The sequence below is a fragment of the Micromonospora sp. NPDC005194 genome, assembly GCF_040608335.1.
Classification (GTDB): domain Bacteria; phylum Actinomycetota; class Actinomycetes; order Mycobacteriales; family Micromonosporaceae; genus Micromonospora.
Map to the genome: position 1 here is coordinate 40,884 of NZ_JBEXIA010000018.1, position 22,146 is coordinate 63,029.

Below are 22,146 nucleotides of genomic sequence, written 5' to 3' on the forward strand. Positions count from 1 at the left end.
GCGACGTGCGGCGTACCCGCTATGTTGTGGTCGTGCAGGCGACGGCGGCGGAGCAGGTTCGACGGTGATCCATTTTCCCGCGCAGCGCCGGGGCCCGCTGAGCGCGCTGAGCCTCCGGCTCGCGGCCGCCCTGGGCCTGGTCTTCGCCGTGGTGGCGGCGGTCTACCTGGACCGGGACGGCTATCGCGACGTCAACGAGGACGGCCTCACCCTGCTCGACTGCTTCTACTACGCGGTCGTCTCGCTCTCCACGACCGGCTACGGGGACATCACCCCGGCCGCGCCGTCGGCCCGGCTGGTCAACGTCCTGTTCGTCACCCCAGCCCGGATTGTCTTCCTGATCATCCTGGTCGGCACCACCCTGGAAGTTCTGACCGAGCAGTACCGGACCGGCCGTCGCCTGTCGCGGTGGAGGAGAACCGTGAAGGACCACGTCATCATCTGCGGCTACGGCACCAAGGGCCGCAGTGCGGTCAACGCCCTGATGGAGAACGGCCTGGACCGGTCGAGGATCGTGGTGGTGGAGCGCAGCAGCGCCGCCCTGCGGCAGGCCACGTCGGCCGGGCTGGTGGCGATCGAGGGGTCGGCGACCCGGTCGTCCGTGCTGAACGAGGCGCACGTGCGCAACGCGAAGGCAGTGATCATCGCGACCGACAGTGACGATGCCTCGGTGCTTGTGGCGCTGACCGTACGGCAGCTCACCGCCGGGCAGGTCCGGATCATCGCGGCGGCGCGGGAGGCGGAGAACGCCCCGCTGCTCAAGCAGAGCGGCGCGCACCATGTGATCGTCTCCTCGGCGACCGCTGGCCGCCTGCTCGGCCTGTCCACCTCGGCGCCGCCGCTGATCGACGTGGTGGAGGACCTGCTCACGCCGGGGCAGGGCATGGCGCTGGCGATGCGCTCGGCGGAGCGGGACGAGGTCGGTCGCTCACCGCGTGAGCTGGATTCACTGGTGATCGCCCTGGTCCGGCGGGGCAAGGTGGTCACCCTGGCCGACCGGGCCGGTGCGGTGATCGAGACCGGCGACATGCTGGTGCACGTCCGCGACGACCGCCCGCAGTCCACGGCGACGGTCTGACGCTGCTGCGTCAGCAGGCGTCGGGCTCGTCGATGAGCGCTGCGCCGCAGCTGACCGGTGTCGTGGTGGCGGCCCGCCTGAGCAGCTCGTAGAGCGTCTCCCGCTCGGCTGGCTCCAGCGCCCCCAGCACCTCGTCTTCGGCGCCCGCGAGAGCGCACTCCGCCTCGTTGAGGCGTTTCGCACCATCTTCGGTGAGCTCGACGACATGTCGTCGGCGGTCCTGCGGTGACCGTCGGCGCTCGACCAGGTCTCTCGCTTCGAGGTCGTTGAGCAGCCCGACGATGTTGGTGCTGTCCATCTCGAGGGTGGTGGCGAGCGCCTGCTGACTGGTGCCGCCGCCCGCGCGCAACACCGTGAGCGCGACCAGGTGTCGGGGCCGCAGGCCCAGGGGAGCGAGCACCGACTCCGCCCGCAGTCGCATCCGCCGCGCCAGGTGGTCCAGCAGGGGGCCCGAGCGGTGCTCCGTCGGATCCAGCGGCAGGGCGGACATGTGACCCAGTCTACCGACGCGCCGCAATATCTGCCTGCTATAAATAGTTGGTGTCTCACAGACGATCCTTGGAGGATGAATCATGAACCTGCTGCATATCGATTCGAGTATCCGGGGTGACTGGTCGGTCAGTCGGCGGCTCACCGCCCGTGCCGCCGCGGCCTGGCGCGCGGCACACCCCGACGGCACGGTGACCTACCGTGACCTGGGTGCCGAGCCGCTGCCGCACCTGGACTCGGCGGGCGGGCTGGCGCGGATGACGCCGCCGGACCAGCACACTCCGGCCCAGCGCGAGTCGTGGGAGCTCAGCGAGCGGCTGATCGACGAGGTGAAGCAGGCCGACGTGGTGCTGCTCGGGCTGCCGCTCTACAACTACGGCGCGCCGAGCAGCGTGAAGTCCTGGGTCGATCACCTGATCGTTGCCGGCCTCACCTACGACCCGACGACGCAGGAGGGCCTGCTCGGTGGCCGCGAGTTCGTGGTGCTGGCCACCCGGGGTGGCGGCTACGGCGAGGGCACCCCGCGGCACGGCTGGGACCACGCGGAGCAGTGGCTCCCGCATGGTCTGTCGATGACCGGTCTGGAGCCGCGTTTCATCAGCACCGAGCTGACCCTGGCACCGTCGGTGCCGGCGATGGCCGAGCTGATCCCGCTGCACGAGGCGAGCCTCGCGGCGACTGAGAAGGAGATCGACAACCTCTGGCTGCCGGCCTCCGCCCAGCGCTGAGGCGGCACCGGTAAGAACGAGAGCGGCCGTCCCCGTATCGGGGACGGCCGCTCTCGTTCAGCTAGGACGGGTCAGAGGATCGTCCAGGTGTCGCCGCTGCCCAACAGGCCGGCGAGCTGCTTCTCGGGGGTCTCGGTGACCGTCGCCTTGGCTGCCGCGAGCTGGCCCTGGACCACGCTGTCGTAGGACGGCCGGTCCACGGACCGGAACACCCCGATCGGGGTGTTGCGCAGGTCCAGGCCGGGCAGCCGGGACAGCGCGAAGGCGTACGCCGGGTCGGTCACCGTGGCGTCGTGCACGACGATCTCCTCCGGGCGGACCGAGCCGGTCTCCCGGACCTCCAGGCCGAACGCGCCCGGCGGATGCACCACGCAGAACTGCCCGTCCGCGCCGAAGGTGATCGGCTGCCCGTGCTCCAGGCGGATCAGGTAGTCGTCGCGGGTGGATGGGTCCTTGAGCTGGTCGAACGCCCCGTCGTTGAAGATGTTGCAGTTCTGGTAGATCTCCACGAACGCCGAACCCTCGTGCTCGGCGGCGGCGCGCAGCACCGACTGCAGGTGCTTGCGGTCGGAGTCGATGGTGCGACCGACGAAGCTGGCTTCCGCGCCGAGGGCGAGCGAGAGCGGGTTGAACGGCGCGTCGGCCGAGCCGGCCGGCGTCGACTTGGTGACCTTGCCGACCTCGGACGTGGGCGAGTACTGGCCCTTGGTCAAACCGTAGATCCGGTTGTTGAACAGCAGGATCTTGAGGTTGACGTTGCGTCGCAGCGCGTGGATCAGGTGGTTGCCGCCGATGGAGAGCGCGTCACCGTCGCCGGTGACCACCCACACCGACAGGTCCGGCCGCGACACCGACAGGCCCGTCGCGATCGCCGGGGCCCGACCATGGATCGAGTGCATCCCGTAGGTGTTCATGTAGTACGGGAAACGCGACGAGCAGCCGATCCCCGAGACGAACACGGTCCGCTCGCGAGGGATGTTCAACTCCGGCATGAACTGCTGGATGGCCGCCAGGATCGCGTAGTCACCACACCCGGGGCACCAGCGCACCTCCTGGTCGGACTTGAAGTCCTTCGCGGTGAGCTTCAGGGCGACAGGCTCAGACATTCTTCAGGACCTCTTCCAGCGTCGTCTCCAGCTCGGCGGCCGTGAACGGCAGACCGCGGACCTGGTTGTAGCTGATCGCGTCGACCAGGTAGCGGGCCCGGATGACGTGGGCCAGCTGACCCAGGTTCATCTCCGGGATGACGACCTTGTCGTAGGAGCGCAGCACCTCGCCGAGGTTGGCCGGCATCGGGGCGAGGTGCCGCAGGTGCGCCTGGGCGATGGACAGCCCGCGCTGGCGCACCCCGCGACAGGCGGCGCCGATCGGGCCGTACGTCGAGCCCCAGCCCAGGACCAGCACCCGGGCGTCGCCGTCCGGGTCCTCCACCTCGATGTCCGGCACCGGGATGGTCTCGATGCGGGCCGCCCGGGTGCGCACCATGAAGTCGTGGTTCGCCGGGTCGTACGAGATGTCACCGGTCTTGTCGGCCTTCTCCAGCCCACCGATGCGGTGCTCCAGCCCCGCAGTGCCGGGAATCGCCCACGGCCGGGCCAGGGTCTCCGGATCGCGCAGGTACGGCAGGAAGGTGGTGCCGTCCTCGCCGTTGGGCTTGGTGGCGAACTCGACCCGCAGGTCGGGCAGCGACTCGACGTCGGGCAGCAGCCACGGCTCGGAGCCGTTGGCCACGTAGTTGTCCGACAACAGGATCACGGGCGTGCGGTAGGTCAACGCGATCCGCGCCGCCTCCAACGCCGCGAAGAAACAGTCCGACGGCGACTTCGGCGCGATCACCGCGACCGGCGCCTCGCCGTGCCGACCGAACAACGCCATGTTGAGGTCGGCCTGTTCGGTCTTGGTCGGCATGCCCGTCGACGGCCCGGCCCGCTGCACGTCCACGATCACCAACGGCAGCTCCAGCGCCACCGCCAGGGAGATCGTCTCGCTCTTGAGCGCCACGCCCGGACCGCTGGTGGTGGTCACGCCCAGCGACCCGCCGTACGACGCGCCCAGCGCCGCGCCGACCGCCGCGATCTCGTCCTCCGCCTGCATGGTCAGCACGCCGAAGCGCTTGTGCTTGCTCAGCTCGTGCAGGATGTCCGACGCCGGAGTGATCGGGTACGCCCCGAGGAAGACCGGCAGCCCGGAGCGGACCCCGGCGGCGACCAGGCCCAGCGAGAGCGCGGCGTTGCCGGTGATGTTGCGGTACGTGCCCGGCTGCATCTTCGCCGGCTTGACCTCGTAGCGGACCGCGAAATCCTCGGTGGTCTCGCCGAAGTTCCAGCCGGCCTTGAAGGCGGCCACGTTCGCGGCCACCAGCTCGGGGCGGGCCGCGAACTTGCGCTCCAGGAAGCGCAGTGTCGACTCGTACGGCCGGGAGTACATCCAGGAGAGCAGACCGAGGGCGAACATGTTCTTCGAACGCTCGGCGTCCTTCTTGGACACCTCGTGCGCGGCGAGCGCCCCGACCGTCATCGACGTCAGCGCCACCGGGTGCACCACGTAGCCGGCCAACGAGTCGTCGTCCAACGGGCTGGTCTGGTAGCCGACCTTGGCCAGGTTGCGCCGGGTGAACTCGTCGGTGTTGACGATGATGTCCGCGCCGCGCGGCAGGTCGGCCAGGTTGGCCTTGAGCGCGGCCGGGTTCATCGCCACCAGCACGTTGGGCGCGTCGCCCGGCGTGAGGATGTCGTAGTCGGCGAAGTGCACCTGGAAGCTCGACACACCGGGCAGGGTGCCGGCGGGAGCCCGGATCTCGGCGGGGAAGTTCGGCAGCGTGGAGATGTCGTTGCCGAGCTGCGCCGTCTCCGAGGTGAACCGGTCGCCGGTCAACTGCATGCCGTCGCCGGAGTCACCGGCGAACCGGATGACCACCCGGTCGAGTTGACGGATCTGCTTGGTCACTGTGCCACCTTCGTTCGCTGCGCGCGGTCGCGCGGCCGGCTGAACATCATGGTGACCTCGCCTTGCCCGGCCACGGGACCTCCTTGACGCAACGCTGCACCGCACCGCCCCAGGCTGGTCCGGTCCGCTGTCGTTCCTCACCGAGAGCCTACGTCGAACGGACCCCCGACCCTCCCCGGAGGTCCGCCGACTGAGACCCGATCAACGTGATATTCGCCCGTGATTGCGGGGTTTCGCCCCGCCCGCCGTAATTCAGATCACCGTCCCCGGCCGGCCGCGACCCCGGTCGGGGACGGCCAGGGTCGTCGATCGGTCAGTCGGTGGGCGGAGCCGTGGGCTCGGCCGTCGGCTCGCCGAGGCGGCGGCGCAGCGAGGTGGTCGCCAGCGTGAGGGCCAGCACCACCAGCAGCGCGGAGACCGCGATCAGGATGACCGCGGTGCGCTGCACCGAGGTCATGCCGCCGTCGTCGTCGGTGGTGGCGCCCGCCGGGAGTACGCCCTGGGAGCCGGTCGGCGCGGGCGGCGAGACGACCGGCGTGGCCAGCGCGGCCGCAGCGGTGATGCGGAAGCTCATCTGCACCCGCCGGGTCGCGCCGTTGCGCGGGTCGAGTTGACCGATCACCGCTCCGGACAGCGGCGCCTCCCGCTGGGCCTGCGGGGTCGCCTCCACCGGCAGCCGCAGCTCGCGGGTCTCGCCGGCCGACAGCAGACCCCCGTCGCACCGGGTGCGGGACGCCTCGGCCGGCAGGCAACCCGCCGGTGGGGTCGGCACGCTCACCCCGGCCGGCAGGATCACCTCCACCAGGCCGGCGGCGTCCACCGTGCCGGTGTTGACCAGCCGCACCGCGAGGGTGCTCGCCGCGCCGCTGATGTCGAACGCGACCTCGTCGGCGGCCAGCGAGATCCCGGGCACCGGCGGGCCGGGCGGGAACAGCACCGCGAAGCCCTGGTCGTCGGCCACCTCGCCGGACACCCCCGGCGCGTCCGCGACGACCTGCACGGAGCCGCTGAGCGGCATCCGCTCCCAGGCGTTGCCGGCGACCCGCAGCCGGATCAGGCTGCTGAACCGGACGCCCGCCTCGGCCGTCCAGGCCCCGCAGTGGTACGCGCCACCGCCCGCGGCGACGCACCCCTTCGTCCCGGCGTCGGTCAGCCCGGCCGGCAGGGTGTACGAGAGCCGGACCCGCTGCGCGGCGGTGCCGGTGTTCGCCACGGTGACCCGCAGCGTGGTGGTGGTGCTGGCGGCGTTCCAGTACGCCTCGGGCAGGGGGACGTCCTCGGTGGTCACCTGCACGCCGAGCGGGCTCGGCGCCGCCGGCGGGGTGCCACCCGGCGCGGGCGGGCGAACCGGGGGCACCGGGGGAGCCGGCGGCCCGGGCGTCGGCGGCCGGGTGCTGCCCCCCGGCGCGGGAGCGGTGGTGGTCGGCGGCGGCGGCACGTTCGGCGCGGTGGTCTGCGGAGGCGCCGGCGGCGTCGTCTCCGGCGGAGGCGCGGTGGTCTCCGGGGCCGGGTTGGTCGGCACGGGATCGCCGCCCGGATCCTCGGTCGGGGTGGGCTCCTGGGCCGGAGTGGTCTCCGGGTCCGGATCGGGTTCGGGCGCCGACTCCGTCACGGCGGCGATCGGGTGGATGCGCGGCACCGCCGCGCTGGCGAGGGCCGGAGCGGCCGCGAGCGCCGCGAGCAGCCCGAGCGCGAGCGAGGCCGCCAGCAGGGGCGTGGGAGGCCGCCCCACAGCCCGGCGTTTGGGCGATACCTTCACGCGGGCCATCTGTCCTCCGGTGCCATGGGTGGAAGTCCAATGTTGGTAACAGTTGCCACAGTGCACTAGTCCCACCTGGAAACAAATCCGTAACGTGTTTGGGACGGCCTGTCCGGGTGGGCGGTAGGCTCCCGGTGTGACCGGTTACCTGGGCTCGTACGCGACGCTCGGGCTCCTGCTGCTCGCCAGTGTCCTGTTCTTTGTGACGGCGTTCTCGGCCAACCGGGTGTTACGTCCCGCCCGTCCGGCTGAGCCGTTCGGCAAGCGGACCAGCTACGAGTGCGGGCTCGACCCGGTCGGCGCCGACTGGGCGCAGATGCAGATCCGCTACTACGTGTACGCCTATCTGTACGTACTGTTCGCGGTCGAGGCGGTGTTCCTCTTCCCGTGGGCGGTGGTCTTCGACCGACCGGGCTTCGGCCTGGTCACGGTGGTGGAGATGGCGGTGTTCGTGGCGGTGCTCGCCCTCGGCATCCTCTACGCTTGGCGTAGGAACATCCTGCGCTGGACCTGAGCGCCCCGACCTCCGGCGATCGTGCCGCTCCGCCGACCGTTCACGTCGGTTGCCGCACCGACCGGGCGACTCAGGCCAGACCCCGCCGGGTCGCCGCGGGCGGACGGTCGCCGCGGATCGAGGCGACCATGTCCAGCACCCGACGCGTGGGCCCGACCTGGTGGGCCCGGAACACCCGAGCGCCCAACCAGGCGGAGACCGCCGTCGCGGCGAGCGTGCCCTCCAGCCGCTCGGCCACCGGCAGGTCCAGCGTCTCGCCGACGAAGTCCTTGTTGGAGAGCGCCACCAGCACCGGCCAGCCGGTCGCGGTCAGCTCGTCCAGCCGGCGGGTGATCTCCAGGGAGTGCCGGGTGTTCTTGCCGAAGTCGTGCGCCGGGTCGATGAGGATGCCGTCGGGGCGTACCCCGGCCGCCACCGCGCGCCCGGCGAGCCCGGTCACCGTCTCGACCACGTCGGCGACCACGTCGTCGAAGGCTGCCCGGTGCGGCCGGGTCCGGGGGACCAGCCCGCCGGCGTGCGAGCAGACCAGGCCGGCGCCGGTGCTCGCCGCGACCCGGGCGAGCGCCGGGTCGGCGCCCGACCAGGTGTCGTTGAGCAGGTCCGCACCCGCCGCCACGGCCTCCGTCGCCACCTCGGCACGCCAGGTGTCGATGGAGATCACCACCTCCGGGAACGCGGCCCGTACGGCGGCGATGGTGTCCACCGTGCGCCGGATCTCCTCGGCCACGTCCACCTCGGTGCCCGGCCCCGCCTTGACCCCGCCGATGTCGATGATCGCCGCGCCCTCGTCGACCGCCCGCTCGACGGCGCGCAGCGCGCTGTCGGCGGCAAAGGTGGCGCCCCGGTCGAAGAACGAGTCCGGTGTGCGGTTGACGATGGCCATCACCACCAGCTCACCCTGGGCGAACGTCCGCCCACCAAGCCGAAGTGCCCCGGCCATGACGCCTCCCGACTGTCCGCACCGTCGCCGCCGCTCCGGCCGCTACCGACGCTAGCCGGTCGGTCGGCCGACGCGCGGGGCGGGCGTGGGCGTGGATCGCGATCGGGGTGGTGGGGTCGCTCCCAGCCGGCTGTCGTGCCACGATCAGTGCATGGGTCAGCTTCTGCTCCTCCTGGTCGTGGCGTTGACCGTCGCGGCGGTGGTTTTCGGCGTGACGGTGTTGGTCAGTGGCCGGGATCCCGGCCTCGCGCCGACCGAACCGGATTCGCAGGCCATCCCGCTGCCGGGCACCCGGCCACTGCGGGAATCCGATGTGGGCGCGGTCCGTTTCGACACCGGGTTGCGCGGGTACCGGATGGCCCAGGTCGACCAGGCGATGCGCCGTGCGGCCTACGACATCGGCTACAAGTCCGAGCTGATCGGCGTCCTGGAGGCGGAGGTCATCGCGTTGCGCGAGGGCCGCACCGACGACGCGGACGTGCTGCGCCAGGCCCGCGAGCAAGCCGCCGGGGCGGTGCCGGGCGCGACCACGGCGGAGTCGGATGCGGAGGTGTCGCCGGCCGACGACCTGCCCGCTCCCACCTCCTCGGCGGCCGACGCCGACGGCGTGGCACCGGCCGACGGCGAGCCGACCGCCCACAAGCCGACCGACAGCGAGCCGGCCCACGGACCGGCCGACAGCGAGCCGACCGCGCACAAGCCGGTAGACGGCGATTCGAGCGACCGCACGCCGACCGACGGCGATCGGACGGCTGACGAGCCGGCCGAGGACGAGCCGGCTGGTGGGGTCGGGCAGCACGGCGCGGTGGTCCGGTCGGAGTCGGCGTGACCGGTCCGGAGGGCGCCGACGATCTTCAGGAGGCGGCGCAACCCGGCGCCGGTGAGGTGACCGCCACGGTCATCGTCAACGCCCCGGCGGCCCGGGTCTTCGCCGCGTTGCTCGCCTGGGAACGGCAGTCGGACTGGATCCCGTTCACCCAGGTGCGGGTCGTCGAGGGCGACGGGCGCGAGGGCAGCCGGATCGAGGCGGTGACCGCGCTCGGCCGGGCGACGCTGCGCGACGAGATGCGGGTGGTCCGGGTCGACGAGCCGTACGAGATCGGCGTGGTGCACCACGGCCAGGTGCTGCGCGGCCCGGGTGTCCTGCGCTGCACCGCACTTGGCCAGGCTCGCACCCAGGTCGTCTGGCACGAGTGGTTCCATCTGCCGGGCGGCCGGGCCGGCCGGCTGGCGTGGCCGGTGCTCTGGCCCGGCTCCAAGCTGGGTCTCACCCAGGCGCTGAAGAGGTTCGGCCGTCTGGTCGAGCAGGGCCGACTGCCCTGACCACGCCCGGCGCCGGCTGCCAGCCCGGCGCTCGGAGGAGATGCCCCACGCGGTGCCGCCACGTCACGGCGGCGCGCAGGTCCCGGGCGATCGAGAGGTACTCGTGGAAGGCCACCCGCACCGGGTTGTAGCTGCCCACGTTCTTGGTCAGACCGTAGACGCAGCGCTCCCGTTCGGCCGCGAACGAGCCGAACAGCCGGTCCCAGACGATCAGGATGCCCCCGAAGTTGCGGTCCAGGTAGCCGCCCTGGGAAGCGTGGTGGACCCGATGGTGCGACGGGGTGTTGAAGACGAACTCGTACCAGCGCGGCATCTTCTCGATGCGCTCGGTGTGGATCCAGAACTGGTAGAGCAGGTTGACCGAGCCGCAGAACGCGACGACCGCCGGGTGTACGCCGGCCAGGATCAGCGGGATGTAGAAAACCCAGCTGGTCAGCCCGGTCCACGGCTGCCGGAGCGCGGTGGAGAGGTTGAACCGCTGCGACGAGTGGTGCACCACGTGCGAGGCCCAGAGGATCCGGATGACGTGGTGGCCCCGGTGTGACCAGTAGTAGCAGAAGTCCTGCGCCAGCAGGATCAGCGGCCAACTCCACCAGATTTCGGCGATCCGCAGCGGGGTGAGCGCGTAGAGCAGCGCGTACGCGGCGGCGATCGGCACCTTCCAGAGCAGGTCCGTGAAGACGCTGCCGAGCCCCATCGCCAGGCTCGTCGCGGTGTCCGCGCCGCCGTAGCCGACCTCGTCGTCGTCGCGGTGCAGCAGGTAGGAGACCCGTTCCAGCACGATGAGCAGCAGGAAGGCCGGGATCGACCAGGCGATGACGTCCGGAAATTCCTTCATCGCGCCGCCTCCACTCGCCGTCGTCGGCCGGGGACGCCCCGCTGGGTGACCCTGACCTACCGGTCGGTAACAAGCACGATAGGCAGCGAAGTGGCCGGTGGCAATGGGCTGTCGGTGCGATGGCCTAGCGTGTGCGACGTGAGTGACCTGGTGATCGGCGCCGACGGGCTGGCCCGCTGCGCCTGGGGGGCGAGCACCCCGGACTACGTCGTCTACCACGACACCGAGTGGGGGCGGCCGCTGCGCGGCGACGACGCGCTCTACGAGCGGATGACCCTGGAGGCGTTCCAGTCAGGCCTGTCCTGGCTGACCATCCTGCGCAAACGCCCGGCGTTCCGGTTGGCCTTCGACGAGTTCCACATCGCCACCGTGGCCGACTACGGCGAGACCGACGTGACCCGGCTGCTCGCCGACGCCGGCATCGTCCGCAACCGGGCCAAGATCGAGGCGGCGATCGCCAACGCCCGCGCCGCGCTGGAGCTGCCCGAGGGGCTCTCCACGCTGCTCTGGTCATTCGCGCCGGAGCGCCGGCCGGCCCGCCCCGCCTCGTTCGCCGAGCTGGCGCCGATCACCGGGGAGTCGACGGCGATGGCCAAGGCACTCAAGAAGCGCGGCTTCCGGTTCGTCGGCCCGACCACCGCGTACGCCCTCATGCAGGCCACCGGGATGGTCGACGATCACATCGTCGGCTGTCACGTCACCCGCTGAACGGCGGCGTGATGGGATGGCAGGCATGACGACCGAGACCGCGTACCGGGCCGGTGCGGCCGGCAACGCCGACGGGCCGGGCACCTGGGCCGTGCTGCTGCCCCCGGAGCGTTACGAGGCCGAGCGGCTCGTGCACCACGACTCCCTGGAGCTGACCGGGCTGACCGACGTCGGGCGTCCCGGCCCCGGTGACCGGGTGGCGGTGCTGGCCGACGCGCCGCCGCGACTGGTGGCCCTCGGCCGGGTCACCGCGCCGACGCAGCGGCACTCCGAGGATCCGGACGATCCGCAGTCCGACATCGAGCCGGGGACGCTCGTCGTGACGTACACCCGGCGGGCCTTCGACGAGCCGGTGCCGACCGACCTGCTCACCCTCGACGGGCCGGTCACCGCACTGGAGCCGGCCGCCTTCCGGGCGTTGGCCGACCAGCTCGGCCCGCCCCCGGCGCGGCGCACCTGGCTGGTCAGCCTCGACCTGCCGATCGAGGCCGGCACGCCGGCCGAGGCGGTGCGCCTGTTCTGGTCGTACGTGCAGGAGTTGGGGCCGCGCGAGCTGCCGGCCTTCGTGTCACCGGCCGGCGACGAACTGGCCATGCAGGCGTTCGTGCTGGGCGCGGAGGCCAACCAGGACCCGGAAGAGGACGATTAGACCAGCTTGTCGAGTCGCCCCCGCCAGTCGGCCAGCACCGGGCCCGGGTCGGTGTCCAACACCCGCTCCAGCAGCGTGGCGTAGACGTCCCGGAAGTCGGTGGTGTATTTCAGGTCGCCGTCGTCGAGGTCGGTGAGGCTGGGCGCGTCCCCGTGCCAGCCGCCGCGCACCCCCGCGCCGAGCAGCAGCATGTCGGAGGCGGTGCCGTGGTCGGTGCCGTCCGAGGCGTTGGCCCGGACCCGACGGCCGAACTCGGAGTAGACCGCCACCACCACCTTCCGGCCCGCCTCGCTGCGACTCATCCGGTCGGCGAACGCGGTCAACGCCCGGTCCAGCTGCCCCAGCAGGACGGCCTGCAACTGCTTCTCGTCGGCGTGCGTGTCGAAGCCGCCCAGCGACACCGAGAAGACCCGGGTGGACACGTTCGCCTCCACACACTGCGCGACCAGGTCCAGTTGCGCGTCCAGCGGGGTTCGTGCCCCGCCGGTGGCCGTGGCGGGCGCCTGCTCGCCGTCCGGGTCGTCCGCCTCCGCGGCGGCGGAGTCGCGTACCTGGCGGATCATCTCGTCCACCGACCGCAGGTCGGCGAAGCAGGCGGCGGCACGGCCCCGGGCCGCCGACTCGCCCGCCTCGGCGGCGGAGAACGCCTTCAGCGTCTCCGCCGACAGCCCCTTGGCGGCCTTGCGGTCGGTCACCGGCACGGCGGCGCCCGCGCTGTGCGCCCCGGCCAGCAGCGGCGGCAGCGCCGGCTCGAACGAGACGGCCAGCCGGGGGTCGCCGCCCGCCCCGTCCAGCCAGCGGCCGAGCCAACCGGTGTTGCCCGGCCGGTCCGGCTGCGCCGTGTGCCAGATGTCCATCGACCGGAAGTGGCTGCGGTCCGGCTTCGGGTAGCCGACCCCGCGCACGATCGCGAGCCCGCCGCCCGACCAGCGCTGGTGCAGCCCGGCCAGCGCCGGGTTGAGGGCGAAATCGTCGTCCAGCCGCCGCACTTCGCCGTCGGGGTACGCCAGCTCCGGGCGGGCCGCCCGGTAGGCCGGGTCGCCGTACGGGATGACGGTGTTCAGGCCGTCGTTGCCGCCGTAGAGGGTGACCAGCACCAGCGTGCGCGACTGCGGGTCACGGTCCCCGGCGGTGTCCAGCAGGTCCCGCAGGCCGTACGCGCCGGCGCCGGCGGCCAGCGCGCCCGCGCCGACCACCCCGCTGGTGAGCAGGAACTTGCGTCGGGTCAGGGTGTCCACTTCTCGACTCCTCCGCTCAGCTGACGGTGTATTCGGGGCTGACCAGGCCGGCGGCCAGCAGCTTGCGCGGCTCGCCGGCCAACGGTGTGAGGGCGGCCCGGGTCCGGGCGCCCCAGCCGTCGACGACCAGCAGCCGGGCCAGAGCGTCCGGGCGGCCGGCGACGGGCGCGGCGGTCAGCCGGGCCAGCACCGCCGGGGTGGCCGCGGTGGCCAGCATCCCGGCCATCCGGAGCCGGGCCTGCAACGACGAGGTGGTCAGCCACGCGGCGCCGGCCGGCCAGCCGCCCACGCTGGGCGGCCGCAGCGGCACCTGGTCCAGCGCGTTCAGGCCGGAGAGCAGTTGTTTGCGCTGCTGCTCCGGCAGGGCGGAGGGCCGGACGCCGAGCTGTCGCAGCGCGCCGACCATCCACTCCACCGGCTGCTTCACGAGGGTGCCCCGGGTCTGGGCGAAGGCCGGCGACGAGAACAGCGTGCGCAGGGTGGCGACGGTGTCCGCGCCGGCCAGGCCGTCCGGGGCCGGGACGTCGGTGCCGGCGTAGCGGAACCAGAGCCGCCCGGCCACGAACGTCGCCGCCGCCGGCTGGGCGGCCAGCAGCCCGGCGTACGCCTCGGCGTCGAAGCGGCCGGTCTGTCCCAGGATCGTCTTCTCCCCGGGGTCGTGCCGTTTGGCCTCGAGACGGGCGACGCCGGTGCGCCGGTCCACCACCCAGCCGGTCAACGCCCGCGCGCCGGCCTTCACGTCGGCCTCGGTGTAGGCGCCGATGCCGAGGGTGAACAGCTCCATCAGCTCGCGCGCCAGGTTCTCGTTCGGCGCCTTGCGGGTGTTCTTCTGCCCGTCCAGCCAGATGATCAGGGCCGGGTCGCGCACCATCGCGGCGACCAGCGGGGCCAGCGGCCCGCGCCCGTGGCGGCGCAGTGTCTCCAACTGGCCCAGCATCACCCGCGCCGACTTGACCTTCTGCGCGCTGGTCGCCCAGTGCCCGTGCCAGAAGAAGAGCAGCTTCTCGGTCAGCCCGTCCTCGGCGGCGACCATCCGGTCCAGCCACCAGAGGGTCACCTGCTGGAGTTGCTTTCGGCGCTGGGCGTTGGCCTTCTGCCGCTGCTCGCGAGTGGATTCCTTGGTCAGCGCGGCGTACGGGTCCGCCGGCAGCGTCGGCGGCGGGGTGGCCGCGGCGCCCCGGTCGGCTCGCCCGGGGGCGAGCAGGTTGTCCAGGGTCGCCGCCGGCCCGGCCCGCTCGGCCGCGTCCACCTCGTCGGCGGTCGGCCCGAAGGTGGCCCGACGCAGCAGGTGCGCCACCGCTTCACGATCGCTCATGCGGTCCGACGCTAGGCGGCCCGCGTACGAGGACGGTAAGGGCGGGGTGCGAATCGCGTTCAGTGTCCCTCGAAGACCGGTTTCTGCTTGGCGACGAACGCGAGGGTGGCCGCCCGGTGGTCGGCGGTGGCACCGCAGATCGCCTGAGCCTGCGCCTCGGCCGAGAGAGCGTCGGCGAGCGTGCCGGCGTCGGCGATCGAGAGCTGCCGCTTGATGGCCCCGTACGCGACGGTGGGGCCGGCGGCGAGCCGGGCCGCCAGGTCCTGCGCGACAGGCAGCACCTGCTCGTCGTCGTCCGTCAGGCGGGTGATCAGCCCCAGCCGGCAGGCCTCCTCGGCGCGGACCGGCTCGGCCAGCATCAGCAGCTCCACGGCCTTGGCGTGGCCGACCAGTCGGGGCAGCGTCCAGGAGGCGCCGGTGTCGGCGGCGAGGCCGACCTTGGCGAAGGCCATCAGGAAGCTGGTGCTCGGGCCGCCGATCCGGATGTCGGCGAGGAAGGACAGCGACGCGCCGGCGCCGGCGGCCATCCCGCGAACCGCGGCCACCACCGGCTTGGGCAGGTTGGCCAGCCGGGCGGCGATCGGGTTGTAGTGCGCCCGCACGGTGTCCAGCGGCGGCGCGGAGGAGTTGCCCAGGGTGGCCACGTGCTCGCGCAGGTCCTGCCCGGCGCTGAACGCTCCACCGGCCCCGGCCAGCACGACCGCCCGGCAGGACCGGTCGGTCTCCAGCTCGGCCAGCGTGTCCCGCAGCGCCTCCTTCAGCGCCAGGTCGAGCGCGTTCATCGCCTGCGGCCGGTTCAGGGTGAGGGTGACGACGGCGTCGGTCCGGTCGACGAGCAACGGCTCGGTCACGTGTCTAACGACCCTTCTGTCGAACGATGCGGTTGCCGGCGTCGAGGCACTGCTCGACGTACCGGTCGGCGGCCGGACGCAGGCGGGCCGCGTGCCGGTCGAAGAAGCTGGCGGCGGCGGTGCCGGGCCAGCGCTCGGGCAGCAGCGCCGGGGGCAGCTGCGGGTCCCGGAACAGGAAGGTACGCCACGCGTGCACCAGCCGGAAGCGGGCCGCGTACGCCTCCTCGTCGCTGCTGCGCACGGTGACCGCGCCGAGGAGGGGGCGCTGGTCGGCGACGAACCGCTCGTACGCGCGGCCGATCTCGGCCAGGTCCCAGGCGCGGCGGACGACGCCCATCGCGCCGGGGGTGCCGGAGAAGTGCGAGGCCGTGAACCGCTCGAACCGGATGCCGGCCTCGGCCAGCAACAGGTCGACGTCCTCGGCGGGCCGGGTCGCCACCCAGGTCTGCTCGTCGAGCGTGCCGTAGCCGAGGAAGCTGAGGGTGGCGGCGAGTCGCTGCCGGTCCCGCCTGGAACCCGGGGCGTCGAGCACGAGCAGATCGAACCGGCCGTCCCAGGTGACCCGACCGGTTCGGTAGATCCGGGCCGCCGCCTCGTCGAGTCGTCGGGCGGCTTTTGGTGTGATCGAATATCCCGGTCCGGAGGCCAGCCGGAGCGGGTCGAGCCAGCCTTGACGCACCATCCGGGACACGGCGGTGCGAACGGCGGGCGGCGCGATTCCCAACGGCGCCAGTAGCTTGACCAGGGCGGCGACCGGTGCCCGGCCACCCCTCGGTCGGAGGTGGTCGCCGTACAGGTCGAAGAGAGCCGACCGTGCCTGCATGACCGCACATTGTGACAGGCCTTCTCAAGATAAGCTAGATGCTGTTACATCAATGCTGCTCCGGTTTGGGTCCGGCGGTGTTCATCAGGGAAAATCGTCTGTCGACACCCCCGCGAGAGTTGCGGGAGGTCGTGACGAAGTGGCTGTGGGGCAACCCACCGACCCTGGTGTAGGTCTGAGGGGAGACAACATGGCGGCGATGAAGCCGCGGACGGGCGACGGTCCGCTGGAAGTCACCAAGGAGGGTCGGGGCATCGTCATGCGGGTCCCGCTGGAGGGCGGTGGCCGGCTCGTCGTCGAGATGACTCCCGACGAGGCCAACGCGCTCGGTGACGCGTTGAAGGCAGCCGCCGGCTGAGTGAGGAGCGACCCGGACGGCGTACGCCGCTCGGAGCGTTCCTTGGACCCTGAGCCACCGGATTCGCCGGTGGCTCAGGGTCTTCATCGGCGTGGGCGGGCGATGGCTCGGTCCCACTCTGCGACATTTCCTGGAGGTACGGTTCCGCGTGCTCGCCATCCGTCCGCTCGCCGAGCCCGACAGGCTCGACGTCCTCGTCCTGCCCGTCCGCCCCACCGATCCGGCGGCGGGAGGTGCGGCGGGAGGTGACCCCCCGGCGGAGCTGGCGCCCACCGCCGTGACGCCGCCGGACGGCACCGCCGAGGAGGCTGCCGCGCTGGTGCCGGTCGCCCGACTGAGCGGCCGGGCCGGCGAGATCCGTACCCACCTGCGTCCCGGGCGCAGCCCTGGTCGGCTGGTGCTGCTCGGTATCGGCGACGGCGGGGAGTCGTCTTGGCGGGCTGCCGGCGCTGCTCTGGCCCGCTCGGCGGCAGATGAGACGCAGATCACTATCGCGCTGCCGGCCGAGGTGACCCCCGACGCGGTCCGTGGGTTGACCGAGGGGCTGCTGCTCGCCTCGTACCGGTTCCGGCTGACCGACGCCGACGACCCGCCCGCGCTCGCCGGCGTCGATCTGCTGCTCGCCGACCCGACGGCGTACGAGAGCACCGTGGCCACGGCGCGGACCACCGCCGCGATGACCCGTCTCGCCCGCGATCTGACCAACACCCCCTCCTCGGTGAAGACCCCGCAGTGGTTCGCCGACCAGGTGGCCTCCGCCGCCGCCGACCTGCCGGACCTGCGCCTGACGGTGCGTGGCCCGGCCGAGCTGGCCGCGGAGGGCTTCGGTGGGATCCTCGCCGTGGGCGGCGGATCGGCCAGTGGCCCCCGGTTGGTCGAGGTGGACTGGCATCCCGCGAACGCGCGCACCCACGTGGTGCTGATCGGCAAGGGCATCACCTTCGACACCGGCGGCATCTCGATCAAACCGGTGCCGGCGATGAAGCTGATGCGCAAGGACATGGCCGGCGCGGCGGCGGTCGTCGCCGCCACCCTCGGCGCGGCGGCGCTGCGCCTGCCGGTCCGCGTCACCACCCTGGCCCCGCTCGCCGAGAACATGGTCAGCGGCTCGGCGTTCCGCCCCGGCGATGTGATCCGGCACTACGGCGGGACGACCAGCGAGACGACCAACTCCGACGCCGAGGGCCGGCTGGTCCTCGCCGACGCCCTGGCGTACGCGGTGCGGCAGCTCAAGCCCGATCTGCTGATCGACCTGGCCACCCTCACCGGCGCCAACGCCGTGGCGCTGGGCAAGCGCACCGCGGCCCTCTACAGCGAGAACGACGAGCTCGCCGCCGACCTGCTGGCCGCGATCGGGGCGGCCGGCGAGGCGGCCTGGCGGATGCCGCTGCACACCGACTACGTCGAGTACCTGGGCAGCGAGATCGCCGACCTCTACAGCGCGCCCGCGCAGGGCGCCGGATCGGTGACGGCCGCGCTCTACCTGCGCGAGTTCACCGGCGACCTCCGGGATCGCTGGCTGCACCTGGACATGTCCGCCCCGTCCTGGGCGGATGGCGACCAGGCCGAGCTCACCCGCGGTGCGACCGGCTGGGGTGTCCGCTCCCTGCTGCGCTGGCTGGCCGGCGTCGACTGACCATCAGCACTTCACGGCGGCGAGCACCCCGTGCCCGACCGGGAGCAGCGCGGGAATCCAGTGCTCCGACTCCCGGACCGCCTTGATCGTTTCGCGGACCGTCACCGTCTCCGCGTCCCGGGCGGATGGGTCAGCGATCCGACCGTGCGCCAGCATGCCGTTGAGCGCGAGCACGCCGCCCGGGCGCAGCAACCGCAGCGCCGCTTCCACGCAGGCGTGGAATCCGGTCGCCTCGGCGTCGACGAAGACCAGGTCGTACGCCCCGTCGGCGAGCCGCGGCAGCACGTCCAGGGCACGACCGGTGATGATCCGGGTACGGCCGGCGGCGAAGCCCGCCTCGGTGAAGATCCGCCGGGCGATCCGCTGGTGCTCCACCTCCACGTCGATGGTGGTGAGCACGCCGTCGGCGCGCATGCCACGCAGCAGCCAGACACCGCTCACGCCCGTGCCGGTGCCGATCTCCACCACCGCGCGGGCGTTACCGGCCGCGGCCAGCAGCCGCAGCGCCGCACCCGCTCCGGGGGTGACCGCGTCGAGGCCCACCTCGTGGGCCAGGCTGCGGGCGGTCCGTAGGACGAGATCCTCGGTCACGTACGACTCGGCGAACTGCTGAGCCTGGGTCGTCGAACTGCCGGAACCGGCGACCGTGGCGATGGGGCACCTCCGGGCGGTGCGTGGTGCGGGGGCGGGTTGGCACTGTGAGCGTAGAGGCGACCGGCGGGAGGCGCAGCCGCGCCTCCGTCCCCTCGCGATCGCCGGAGGCAACCGCTGACTCCACCGCGCGCATCCGTGCAATCCTGGAAGCGGTATTCCGTCAGCCTCGACCGCGCCGAACCGTGGCCGGGCGACGCCGCGCGGGATCCGGGGACGGACTGGGAGGCACCGACGTGACCGACGGCTGGGATTGGCGCCGGGGCGGTGAGACTCCGGCTCCGGCGAGCCCGCCCGGGGCAGGGGCCCCACCGACGGGGCCGCCGACCACGCCGGGGAGCGACACCGCGCCCGCGGCTGCGGCCGGTGCGTCGCCCTGGTGGTCCGACGCGCTCGGCGACCCGTGGCGTGACCCGGCGGCGCCCGCCGCGGTGGTGGTGCCCGGGGTGGTGGCGGCCGGCACCGAGCCCGAGCCGGTCACCGACCCGGACGCGCCGGGCCGACCGACGCTGCGTCACCTGCTGCTCATCCCGGTGATCACCGCGCTGCTGGCGGGCACCCTCGGTGGCGCGCTGGGCTACGCGTTCGCGGTGCGTGGTGGCGCCGCCGGCACGGTGCTCGGCGCGCAGGCCGCGGAGCCGCCGGTGCTGGCCCAGCGCAAGCCGGAGTCACTGGCCGGAGTCGCCGAACGTGTCCTGCCCAGCGTGGTCACCGTCCGGGTGAGCAGCCTGGGCGGGACCAGCGAGGGCTCCGGCTTCATCGCCAGCGCCGACGGTCACGTGATCACCAATGACCACGTGGTGGCCGGCAGCAACGGCAAGGCTTCGGTGATCTTCAACGACGGCACCTCCGCTCCGGCGACCGTCGTCGGTCAGGACCCGGAGTCCGACATCGCGGTGATCAAGGTGAACCGGACAGGGCTGCGACCGGTGGAGTTCGGCGACTCCGACGCGCTTGCCGTCGGCGACCCGGTGCTCGCCATCGGCTCACCCCTGTCGCTGGCCAACACGGTCACCGCCGGCATCGTGAGCGCCCTGGACCGGACGATGCAGGCCGGCGAGCCGGGTGGCCCGGTGCGCTACTACGCGGCCATCCAGACCGACGCCGCGGTCAACCACGGCAACTCCGGCGGCCCGCTGGTCGACGGCGCCGGGCGGGTGGTGGGGGTCAACTCCACCATCAAGTCGCTGGTGGCCGAGGGGCAGGAGGCCGGCAACATCGGGCTCGCCTTCGCCATCCCGATCAACCAGGCCAAGCGGGTCACCCAGGACATCATCGGCACCGGCAAGGCCCGGCGTACGGTCATCGGCGCCCAGGTCGGCGGCCCGGGCGCGGGTGCCAACGGCGGCGTACGGCTGGCCGCCGTGGAGCCCTCCGGGCCGGCGGCCGGGGCGGGGCTGAAGGTCGGCGACGTGATCCTGAAGCTCAACGGCCGGCCGATGACCGAGCCGACCGACCTGATCGCCCTGGTCCGCAAGTTCGCTCCGGGTTCGGTGGTGACCGTCGAGTTCCGGCGGGGGGCCGCTCGGCAGAACACGTCGGTGACCCTCGCCGCGGATGCCAAGTGAACAGCGGGTCACCCCCTGCCGGAAAACCGTCCGACGTGCGTAGTCTTGCTGCTGACGCCGAGAGGAGGCCCGCGGGATGTTCGAGAACCTGAACATGTGGGAAGTCGGGGCGCTGCTGCTCCTGGCGCTGTTGATCTTTGGTGACCGGCTGCCTGCCGTGATCAACGACGGCCTGCGGATGGTGCGCAATCTGCGCAACATGGCCCGCAACGCCACCGGCGACCTCAGTCGCGAGCTGGGCACCGACATCCAGCTCGAGGATCTGCACCCGAAGGCCTTCATCCGCAAGCACCTCCTCAGCGAGGAGGACGAGGCGGCGATCCGCAAGCCCATGCAGGGCGTCTACGACAACCTGCGCGCGGACGTCAGCGGCGTGCACGACGAGCTGAAGGACGTGGCCAACGCCGCGGACCCGCGGTCGAACGGTTCCCGGTCCGGCACGGCCACCGGCGCCTCGCCGGCACCGGCTCCGCGGGCCAGCTACGACGACGCCACCTGAGCGGGTACGGCACCGAGACGAAAGCGCCCCGCAGGCCCGAGTGGGCCGGCGGGGCGTCGTCGATCGGGGGGTCAGCGCCCGGCCGGCTTGAGGCCGAGCGGCTTGCCGAGCAGCGACTCGCGGCGCAGCGCGAGCCGGTCGGCGATCGTGCCGAGCGCCTGCGCGGCCGGGGACTCCGGCTCGGCCAGCACGATCGGGGTGCCGGCGTCGCCGGCCTCGCGGACCCGGGTGTCCAGCGGGATCTGACCGAGCAGCGGCACCTGGGCGCCGATGGTCCGGCTCAGCGACTCGGCGACAGCCGTGCCACCGCCGGCGCCGAAGATCTCCATCCGGGAGCCGTCCGGCAGCTCCAGCCAGGACATGTTCTCGATGACACCGACCACCCGCTGGTGGGTCTGCAGGGCGATCGCACCCGCCCGCTCCGCCACCTCGGCGGCGGCGGTCTGCGGGGTGGTCACGATCAGGATCTCCGAGTTGGGCAGCAACTGGGCCAGCGAGATGGCCACGTCGCCGGTGCCCGGGGGCAGGTCGAGCAAAAGCACGTCCAGGTCGCCCCAGTAGACGTCGGCCAGGAACTGCTGCAACGCCCGGTGCAGCATCGGGCCGCGCCACACCACGGCCGCGTTGCCCGAGGTGAACATGCCGATCGAGATGACCTTCACGCCGTGCGACTGCGGCGGCATGATCATGTCTTCGACGCGGGTCGGTCGGCCGTCCGCGCCGAGCATCCGGGGCACCGAGTGGCCGTAGATGTCCGCGTCGACCACGCCCACGGAGAGCCCACGGGCGGCGAGCGCCGCCGCCAGGTTGACCGTCACGCTGGACTTGCCGACACCACCCTTGCCGCTGGCCACCGCGTACACCCGGGTGCGCGAGCCGGGCTGGGCGAACGGGATCACCGGCTCCTCGCTGGCGCCACCGCCGCGCAGCTGCGACTGCAGCGACTGCCGCTGCTCGGGGCTCATCACACCGAAGTCGATCTCCACGCCGGTCACGCTGGGCACCGCCGCGACGGCAGCGGTGATGTCCGTGCGCAGCTTGTCCTTGAGCGGGCAGCCGGCGACGGTGAGCAGCAGCTCGACGCGTACGACGCCGTCGGCGCCGACCGTGGCGGAGCGGACCATGCCCAGCTCGGTGATGGGCCGGCGGATCTCCGGGTCGTTGACGGTGGCCAGGGCGGCCTGGATCGCGTCCTCGACCGTGCTCACGGGTGCTGACATGCCCGCAATGCTACG

23 protein-coding genes are annotated in these 22,146 nt (G+C 72.6%); 11 read left to right on the top strand and 12 right to left on the bottom strand.

Annotated features, from left to right (window positions below; translation table 11 throughout):
* Nucleotides 1-64: 64 nt before the first annotated feature.
* Nucleotides 65-1,078, top strand: a complete 1,014-nt coding sequence (locus ABZU53_RS17350) for a potassium channel family protein (RefSeq protein ID WP_354859575.1) — start codon at nt 65-67, stop codon at nt 1,076-1,078.
* Nucleotides 1,079-1,088: 10 nt separating this feature from the next.
* On the opposite strand, the gene ABZU53_RS17355 is transcribed toward ABZU53_RS17350, so the two are convergent.
* The gene (locus tag ABZU53_RS17355) at nt 1,089-1,568 is read right to left on the bottom strand and encodes a MarR family winged helix-turn-helix transcriptional regulator (RefSeq protein WP_354859578.1); all 480 of its coding nucleotides are present in this window, start codon (nt 1,566-1,568) and stop codon (nt 1,089-1,091) included.
* An 82-nt stretch (nt 1,569-1,650) separates the two neighbouring features.
* Between ABZU53_RS17355 and ABZU53_RS17360 the strand changes: the two genes are divergently transcribed.
* Entirely contained in the window at nt 1,651-2,295 is a 645-nt protein-coding gene (locus tag ABZU53_RS17360) for an NAD(P)H-dependent oxidoreductase (protein ID WP_354859580.1), read from the top strand.
* Nucleotides 2,296-2,366: 71 nt separating this feature from the next.
* Here ABZU53_RS17360 and ABZU53_RS17365 read toward each other — a convergent pair whose 3' ends face one another.
* The 3 genes from ABZU53_RS17365 to ABZU53_RS17375 form a co-directional block, all read right to left on the bottom strand.
* Nucleotides 2,367-3,401, bottom strand: coding sequence for a 2-oxoacid:ferredoxin oxidoreductase subunit beta (locus ABZU53_RS17365; protein ID WP_354855969.1), 1,035 nt, complete (start codon nt 3,399-3,401; stop codon nt 2,367-2,369).
* Nucleotides 3,394-5,241: a 2-oxoacid:acceptor oxidoreductase subunit alpha gene (locus ABZU53_RS17370; RefSeq protein ID WP_355066715.1), complete on the bottom strand. Its 1,848-nt coding sequence runs from the start codon at nt 5,239-5,241 to the stop codon at nt 3,394-3,396. Before ABZU53_RS17370 ends, ABZU53_RS17365 begins: the two co-directional genes overlap by 8 nt.
* A gap of 313 nt (nt 5,242-5,554) precedes the next feature.
* The gene (locus ABZU53_RS17375) at nt 5,555-6,973 is read right to left on the bottom strand and encodes a hypothetical protein (protein ID WP_355066716.1); all 1,419 of its coding nucleotides are present in this window, start codon (nt 6,971-6,973) and stop codon (nt 5,555-5,557) included.
* Between the two features lie 163 nt (nt 6,974-7,136).
* Between ABZU53_RS17375 and ndhC the strand changes: the two genes are divergently transcribed.
* On the top strand, nt 7,137-7,514 hold the full coding sequence (ndhC, locus tag ABZU53_RS17380; RefSeq protein ID WP_354855966.1) for an NADH-quinone oxidoreductase subunit A: 378 nt from the start codon (nt 7,137-7,139) through the stop codon (nt 7,512-7,514).
* Nucleotides 7,515-7,584: 70 nt separating this feature from the next.
* Here the strand turns inward: ndhC and folP are convergent, their stop codons facing one another.
* Complete coding sequence (gene folP / locus ABZU53_RS17385) at nt 7,585-8,454, bottom strand: dihydropteroate synthase (RefSeq protein ID WP_355066717.1); 870 nt, start codon at nt 8,452-8,454, stop codon at nt 7,585-7,587.
* Between the two features lie 151 nt (nt 8,455-8,605).
* On the opposite strand from folP, the gene ABZU53_RS17390 reads away from it, so the two are divergent.
* Both ABZU53_RS17390 and ABZU53_RS17395 read left to right on the top strand, forming a co-directional pair.
* Nucleotides 8,606-9,283, top strand: coding sequence for a DivIVA domain-containing protein (locus ABZU53_RS17390; protein ID WP_355066718.1), 678 nt, complete (start codon nt 8,606-8,608; stop codon nt 9,281-9,283).
* Nucleotides 9,280-9,777, top strand: a complete 498-nt coding sequence (locus ABZU53_RS17395) for an SRPBCC family protein (protein ID WP_354855963.1) — start codon at nt 9,280-9,282, stop codon at nt 9,775-9,777. Before ABZU53_RS17390 ends, ABZU53_RS17395 begins: the two co-directional genes overlap by 4 nt.
* Here the strand turns inward: ABZU53_RS17395 and ABZU53_RS17400 are convergent.
* Entirely contained in the window at nt 9,722-10,615 is an 894-nt protein-coding gene (locus ABZU53_RS17400) for a sterol desaturase family protein (protein WP_355066719.1), read from the bottom strand. The two genes, ABZU53_RS17395 and ABZU53_RS17400, sit on opposite strands and share 56 nt — an antisense overlap.
* Before the next feature lie 138 nt (nt 10,616-10,753).
* On the opposite strand from ABZU53_RS17400, the gene ABZU53_RS17405 reads away from it, so the two are divergent.
* Together ABZU53_RS17405 and ABZU53_RS17410 are read left to right on the top strand one after the other, a co-directional pair.
* Nucleotides 10,754-11,323 (top strand): DNA-3-methyladenine glycosylase I, encoded by a 570-nt coding sequence (locus ABZU53_RS17405; RefSeq protein WP_355066720.1) that lies wholly within the window; start codon nt 10,754-10,756, stop codon nt 11,321-11,323.
* A gap of 25 nt (nt 11,324-11,348) precedes the next feature.
* Complete coding sequence (locus ABZU53_RS17410; protein WP_355066721.1) at nt 11,349-11,972, top strand: hypothetical protein; 624 nt, start codon at nt 11,349-11,351, stop codon at nt 11,970-11,972.
* Here the strand turns inward: ABZU53_RS17410 and ABZU53_RS17415 are convergent.
* The 4 genes from ABZU53_RS17415 to ABZU53_RS17430 are packed head-to-tail and all read right to left on the bottom strand — an operon-like array spanning nt 11,969 to nt 16,199.
* Nucleotides 11,969-13,210: a DUF1501 domain-containing protein gene (locus tag ABZU53_RS17415; RefSeq protein WP_354855959.1), complete on the bottom strand. Its 1,242-nt coding sequence runs from the start codon at nt 13,208-13,210 to the stop codon at nt 11,969-11,971. The two genes, ABZU53_RS17410 and ABZU53_RS17415, sit on opposite strands and share 4 nt — an antisense overlap.
* A gap of 16 nt (nt 13,211-13,226) precedes the next feature.
* Nucleotides 13,227-14,525 carry a DUF1800 domain-containing protein gene (locus tag ABZU53_RS17420; RefSeq protein WP_355066722.1) on the bottom strand — a complete coding sequence of 433 codons (1,299 nt, stop codon included), beginning with the start codon at nt 14,523-14,525 and terminating at the stop codon, nt 13,227-13,229.
* A gap of 59 nt (nt 14,526-14,584) precedes the next feature.
* A complete protein-coding gene (locus ABZU53_RS17425) occupies nt 14,585-15,376 on the bottom strand; it encodes an enoyl-CoA hydratase-related protein (RefSeq protein ID WP_354855957.1) in 792 nt (263 codons plus the stop codon).
* 4 nt (nt 15,377-15,380) lie between these two features.
* The gene (locus ABZU53_RS17430; RefSeq protein ID WP_007455243.1) at nt 15,381-16,199 is read right to left on the bottom strand and encodes a PaaX family transcriptional regulator C-terminal domain-containing protein; all 819 of its coding nucleotides are present in this window, start codon (nt 16,197-16,199) and stop codon (nt 15,381-15,383) included.
* 190 nt (nt 16,200-16,389) lie between these two features.
* Here ABZU53_RS17430 and ABZU53_RS17435 point away from each other — a divergent pair, with 190 nt between their 5' ends.
* Both ABZU53_RS17435 and ABZU53_RS17440 read left to right on the top strand, forming a co-directional pair.
* On the top strand, nt 16,390-16,557 hold the full coding sequence (locus ABZU53_RS17435; protein WP_007455245.1) for a DUF3117 domain-containing protein: 168 nt from the start codon (nt 16,390-16,392) through the stop codon (nt 16,555-16,557).
* A gap of 148 nt (nt 16,558-16,705) precedes the next feature.
* A complete protein-coding gene (locus ABZU53_RS17440) occupies nt 16,706-18,193 on the top strand; it encodes a leucyl aminopeptidase family protein (RefSeq protein ID WP_355066723.1) in 1,488 nt (495 codons plus the stop codon).
* 3 nt (nt 18,194-18,196) lie between these two features.
* Here ABZU53_RS17440 and ABZU53_RS17445 read toward each other — a convergent pair whose 3' ends face one another.
* A complete protein-coding gene (locus tag ABZU53_RS17445) occupies nt 18,197-18,784 on the bottom strand; it encodes an O-methyltransferase (protein WP_354855955.1) in 588 nt (195 codons plus the stop codon).
* Nucleotides 18,785-19,065: 281 nt separating this feature from the next.
* On the opposite strand from ABZU53_RS17445, the gene ABZU53_RS17450 reads away from it, so the two are divergent.
* On the top strand, nt 19,066-20,412 hold the full coding sequence (locus tag ABZU53_RS17450) for a trypsin-like peptidase domain-containing protein (RefSeq protein ID WP_354855975.1): 1,347 nt from the start codon (nt 19,066-19,068) through the stop codon (nt 20,410-20,412).
* Nucleotides 20,413-20,488: 76 nt separating this feature from the next.
* A complete protein-coding gene (locus tag ABZU53_RS17455) occupies nt 20,489-20,911 on the top strand; it encodes a preprotein translocase subunit TatB (protein WP_354855954.1) in 423 nt (140 codons plus the stop codon).
* Nucleotides 20,912-20,982: 71 nt separating this feature from the next.
* Here ABZU53_RS17455 and ABZU53_RS17460 read toward each other — a convergent pair whose 3' ends face one another.
* Nucleotides 20,983-22,131, bottom strand: a complete 1,149-nt coding sequence (locus ABZU53_RS17460) for an Mrp/NBP35 family ATP-binding protein (protein ID WP_355066724.1) — start codon at nt 22,129-22,131, stop codon at nt 20,983-20,985.
* Between the last annotated feature and the right edge of the window lie 15 nt (nt 22,132-22,146).

Excerpts from the sequence above, each read along its gene's own strand:
- ABZU53_RS17410 (WP_355066721.1), top strand. The coding sequence starts at position 11,349 with ATGACGACCGAGACCGCGTACCGGGCCGGTGCGGCCGGCAACGCCGAC.
- ABZU53_RS17360 (WP_354859580.1), top strand. The coding sequence starts at position 1,651 with ATGAACCTGCTGCATATCGATTCGAGTATCCGGGGTGACTGGTCGGTC.
- ABZU53_RS17420 (WP_355066722.1), bottom strand. The coding sequence starts at position 14,525 with ATGAGCGATCGTGAAGCGGTGGCGCACCTGCTGCGTCGGGCCACCTTC.
- ABZU53_RS17430 (WP_007455243.1), bottom strand. The coding sequence starts at position 16,199 with ATGCAGGCACGGTCGGCTCTCTTCGACCTGTACGGCGACCACCTCCGA.
- ABZU53_RS17455 (WP_354855954.1), top strand. The coding sequence starts at position 20,489 with ATGTTCGAGAACCTGAACATGTGGGAAGTCGGGGCGCTGCTGCTCCTG.
- ABZU53_RS17355 (WP_354859578.1), bottom strand. The coding sequence starts at position 1,568 with ATGTCCGCCCTGCCGCTGGATCCGACGGAGCACCGCTCGGGCCCCCTG.
- ABZU53_RS17400 (WP_355066719.1), bottom strand. The coding sequence starts at position 10,615 with ATGAAGGAATTTCCGGACGTCATCGCCTGGTCGATCCCGGCCTTCCTG.
- ABZU53_RS17460 (WP_355066724.1), bottom strand. The coding sequence starts at position 22,131 with ATGTCAGCACCCGTGAGCACGGTCGAGGACGCGATCCAGGCCGCCCTG.
- ABZU53_RS17390 (WP_355066718.1), top strand. The coding sequence starts at position 8,606 with ATGGGTCAGCTTCTGCTCCTCCTGGTCGTGGCGTTGACCGTCGCGGCG.
- ABZU53_RS17365 (WP_354855969.1), bottom strand. The coding sequence starts at position 3,401 with ATGTCTGAGCCTGTCGCCCTGAAGCTCACCGCGAAGGACTTCAAGTCC.
- folP (WP_355066717.1), bottom strand. The coding sequence starts at position 8,454 with ATGGCCGGGGCACTTCGGCTTGGTGGGCGGACGTTCGCCCAGGGTGAG.
- ABZU53_RS17435 (WP_007455245.1), top strand. The coding sequence starts at position 16,390 with ATGGCGGCGATGAAGCCGCGGACGGGCGACGGTCCGCTGGAAGTCACC.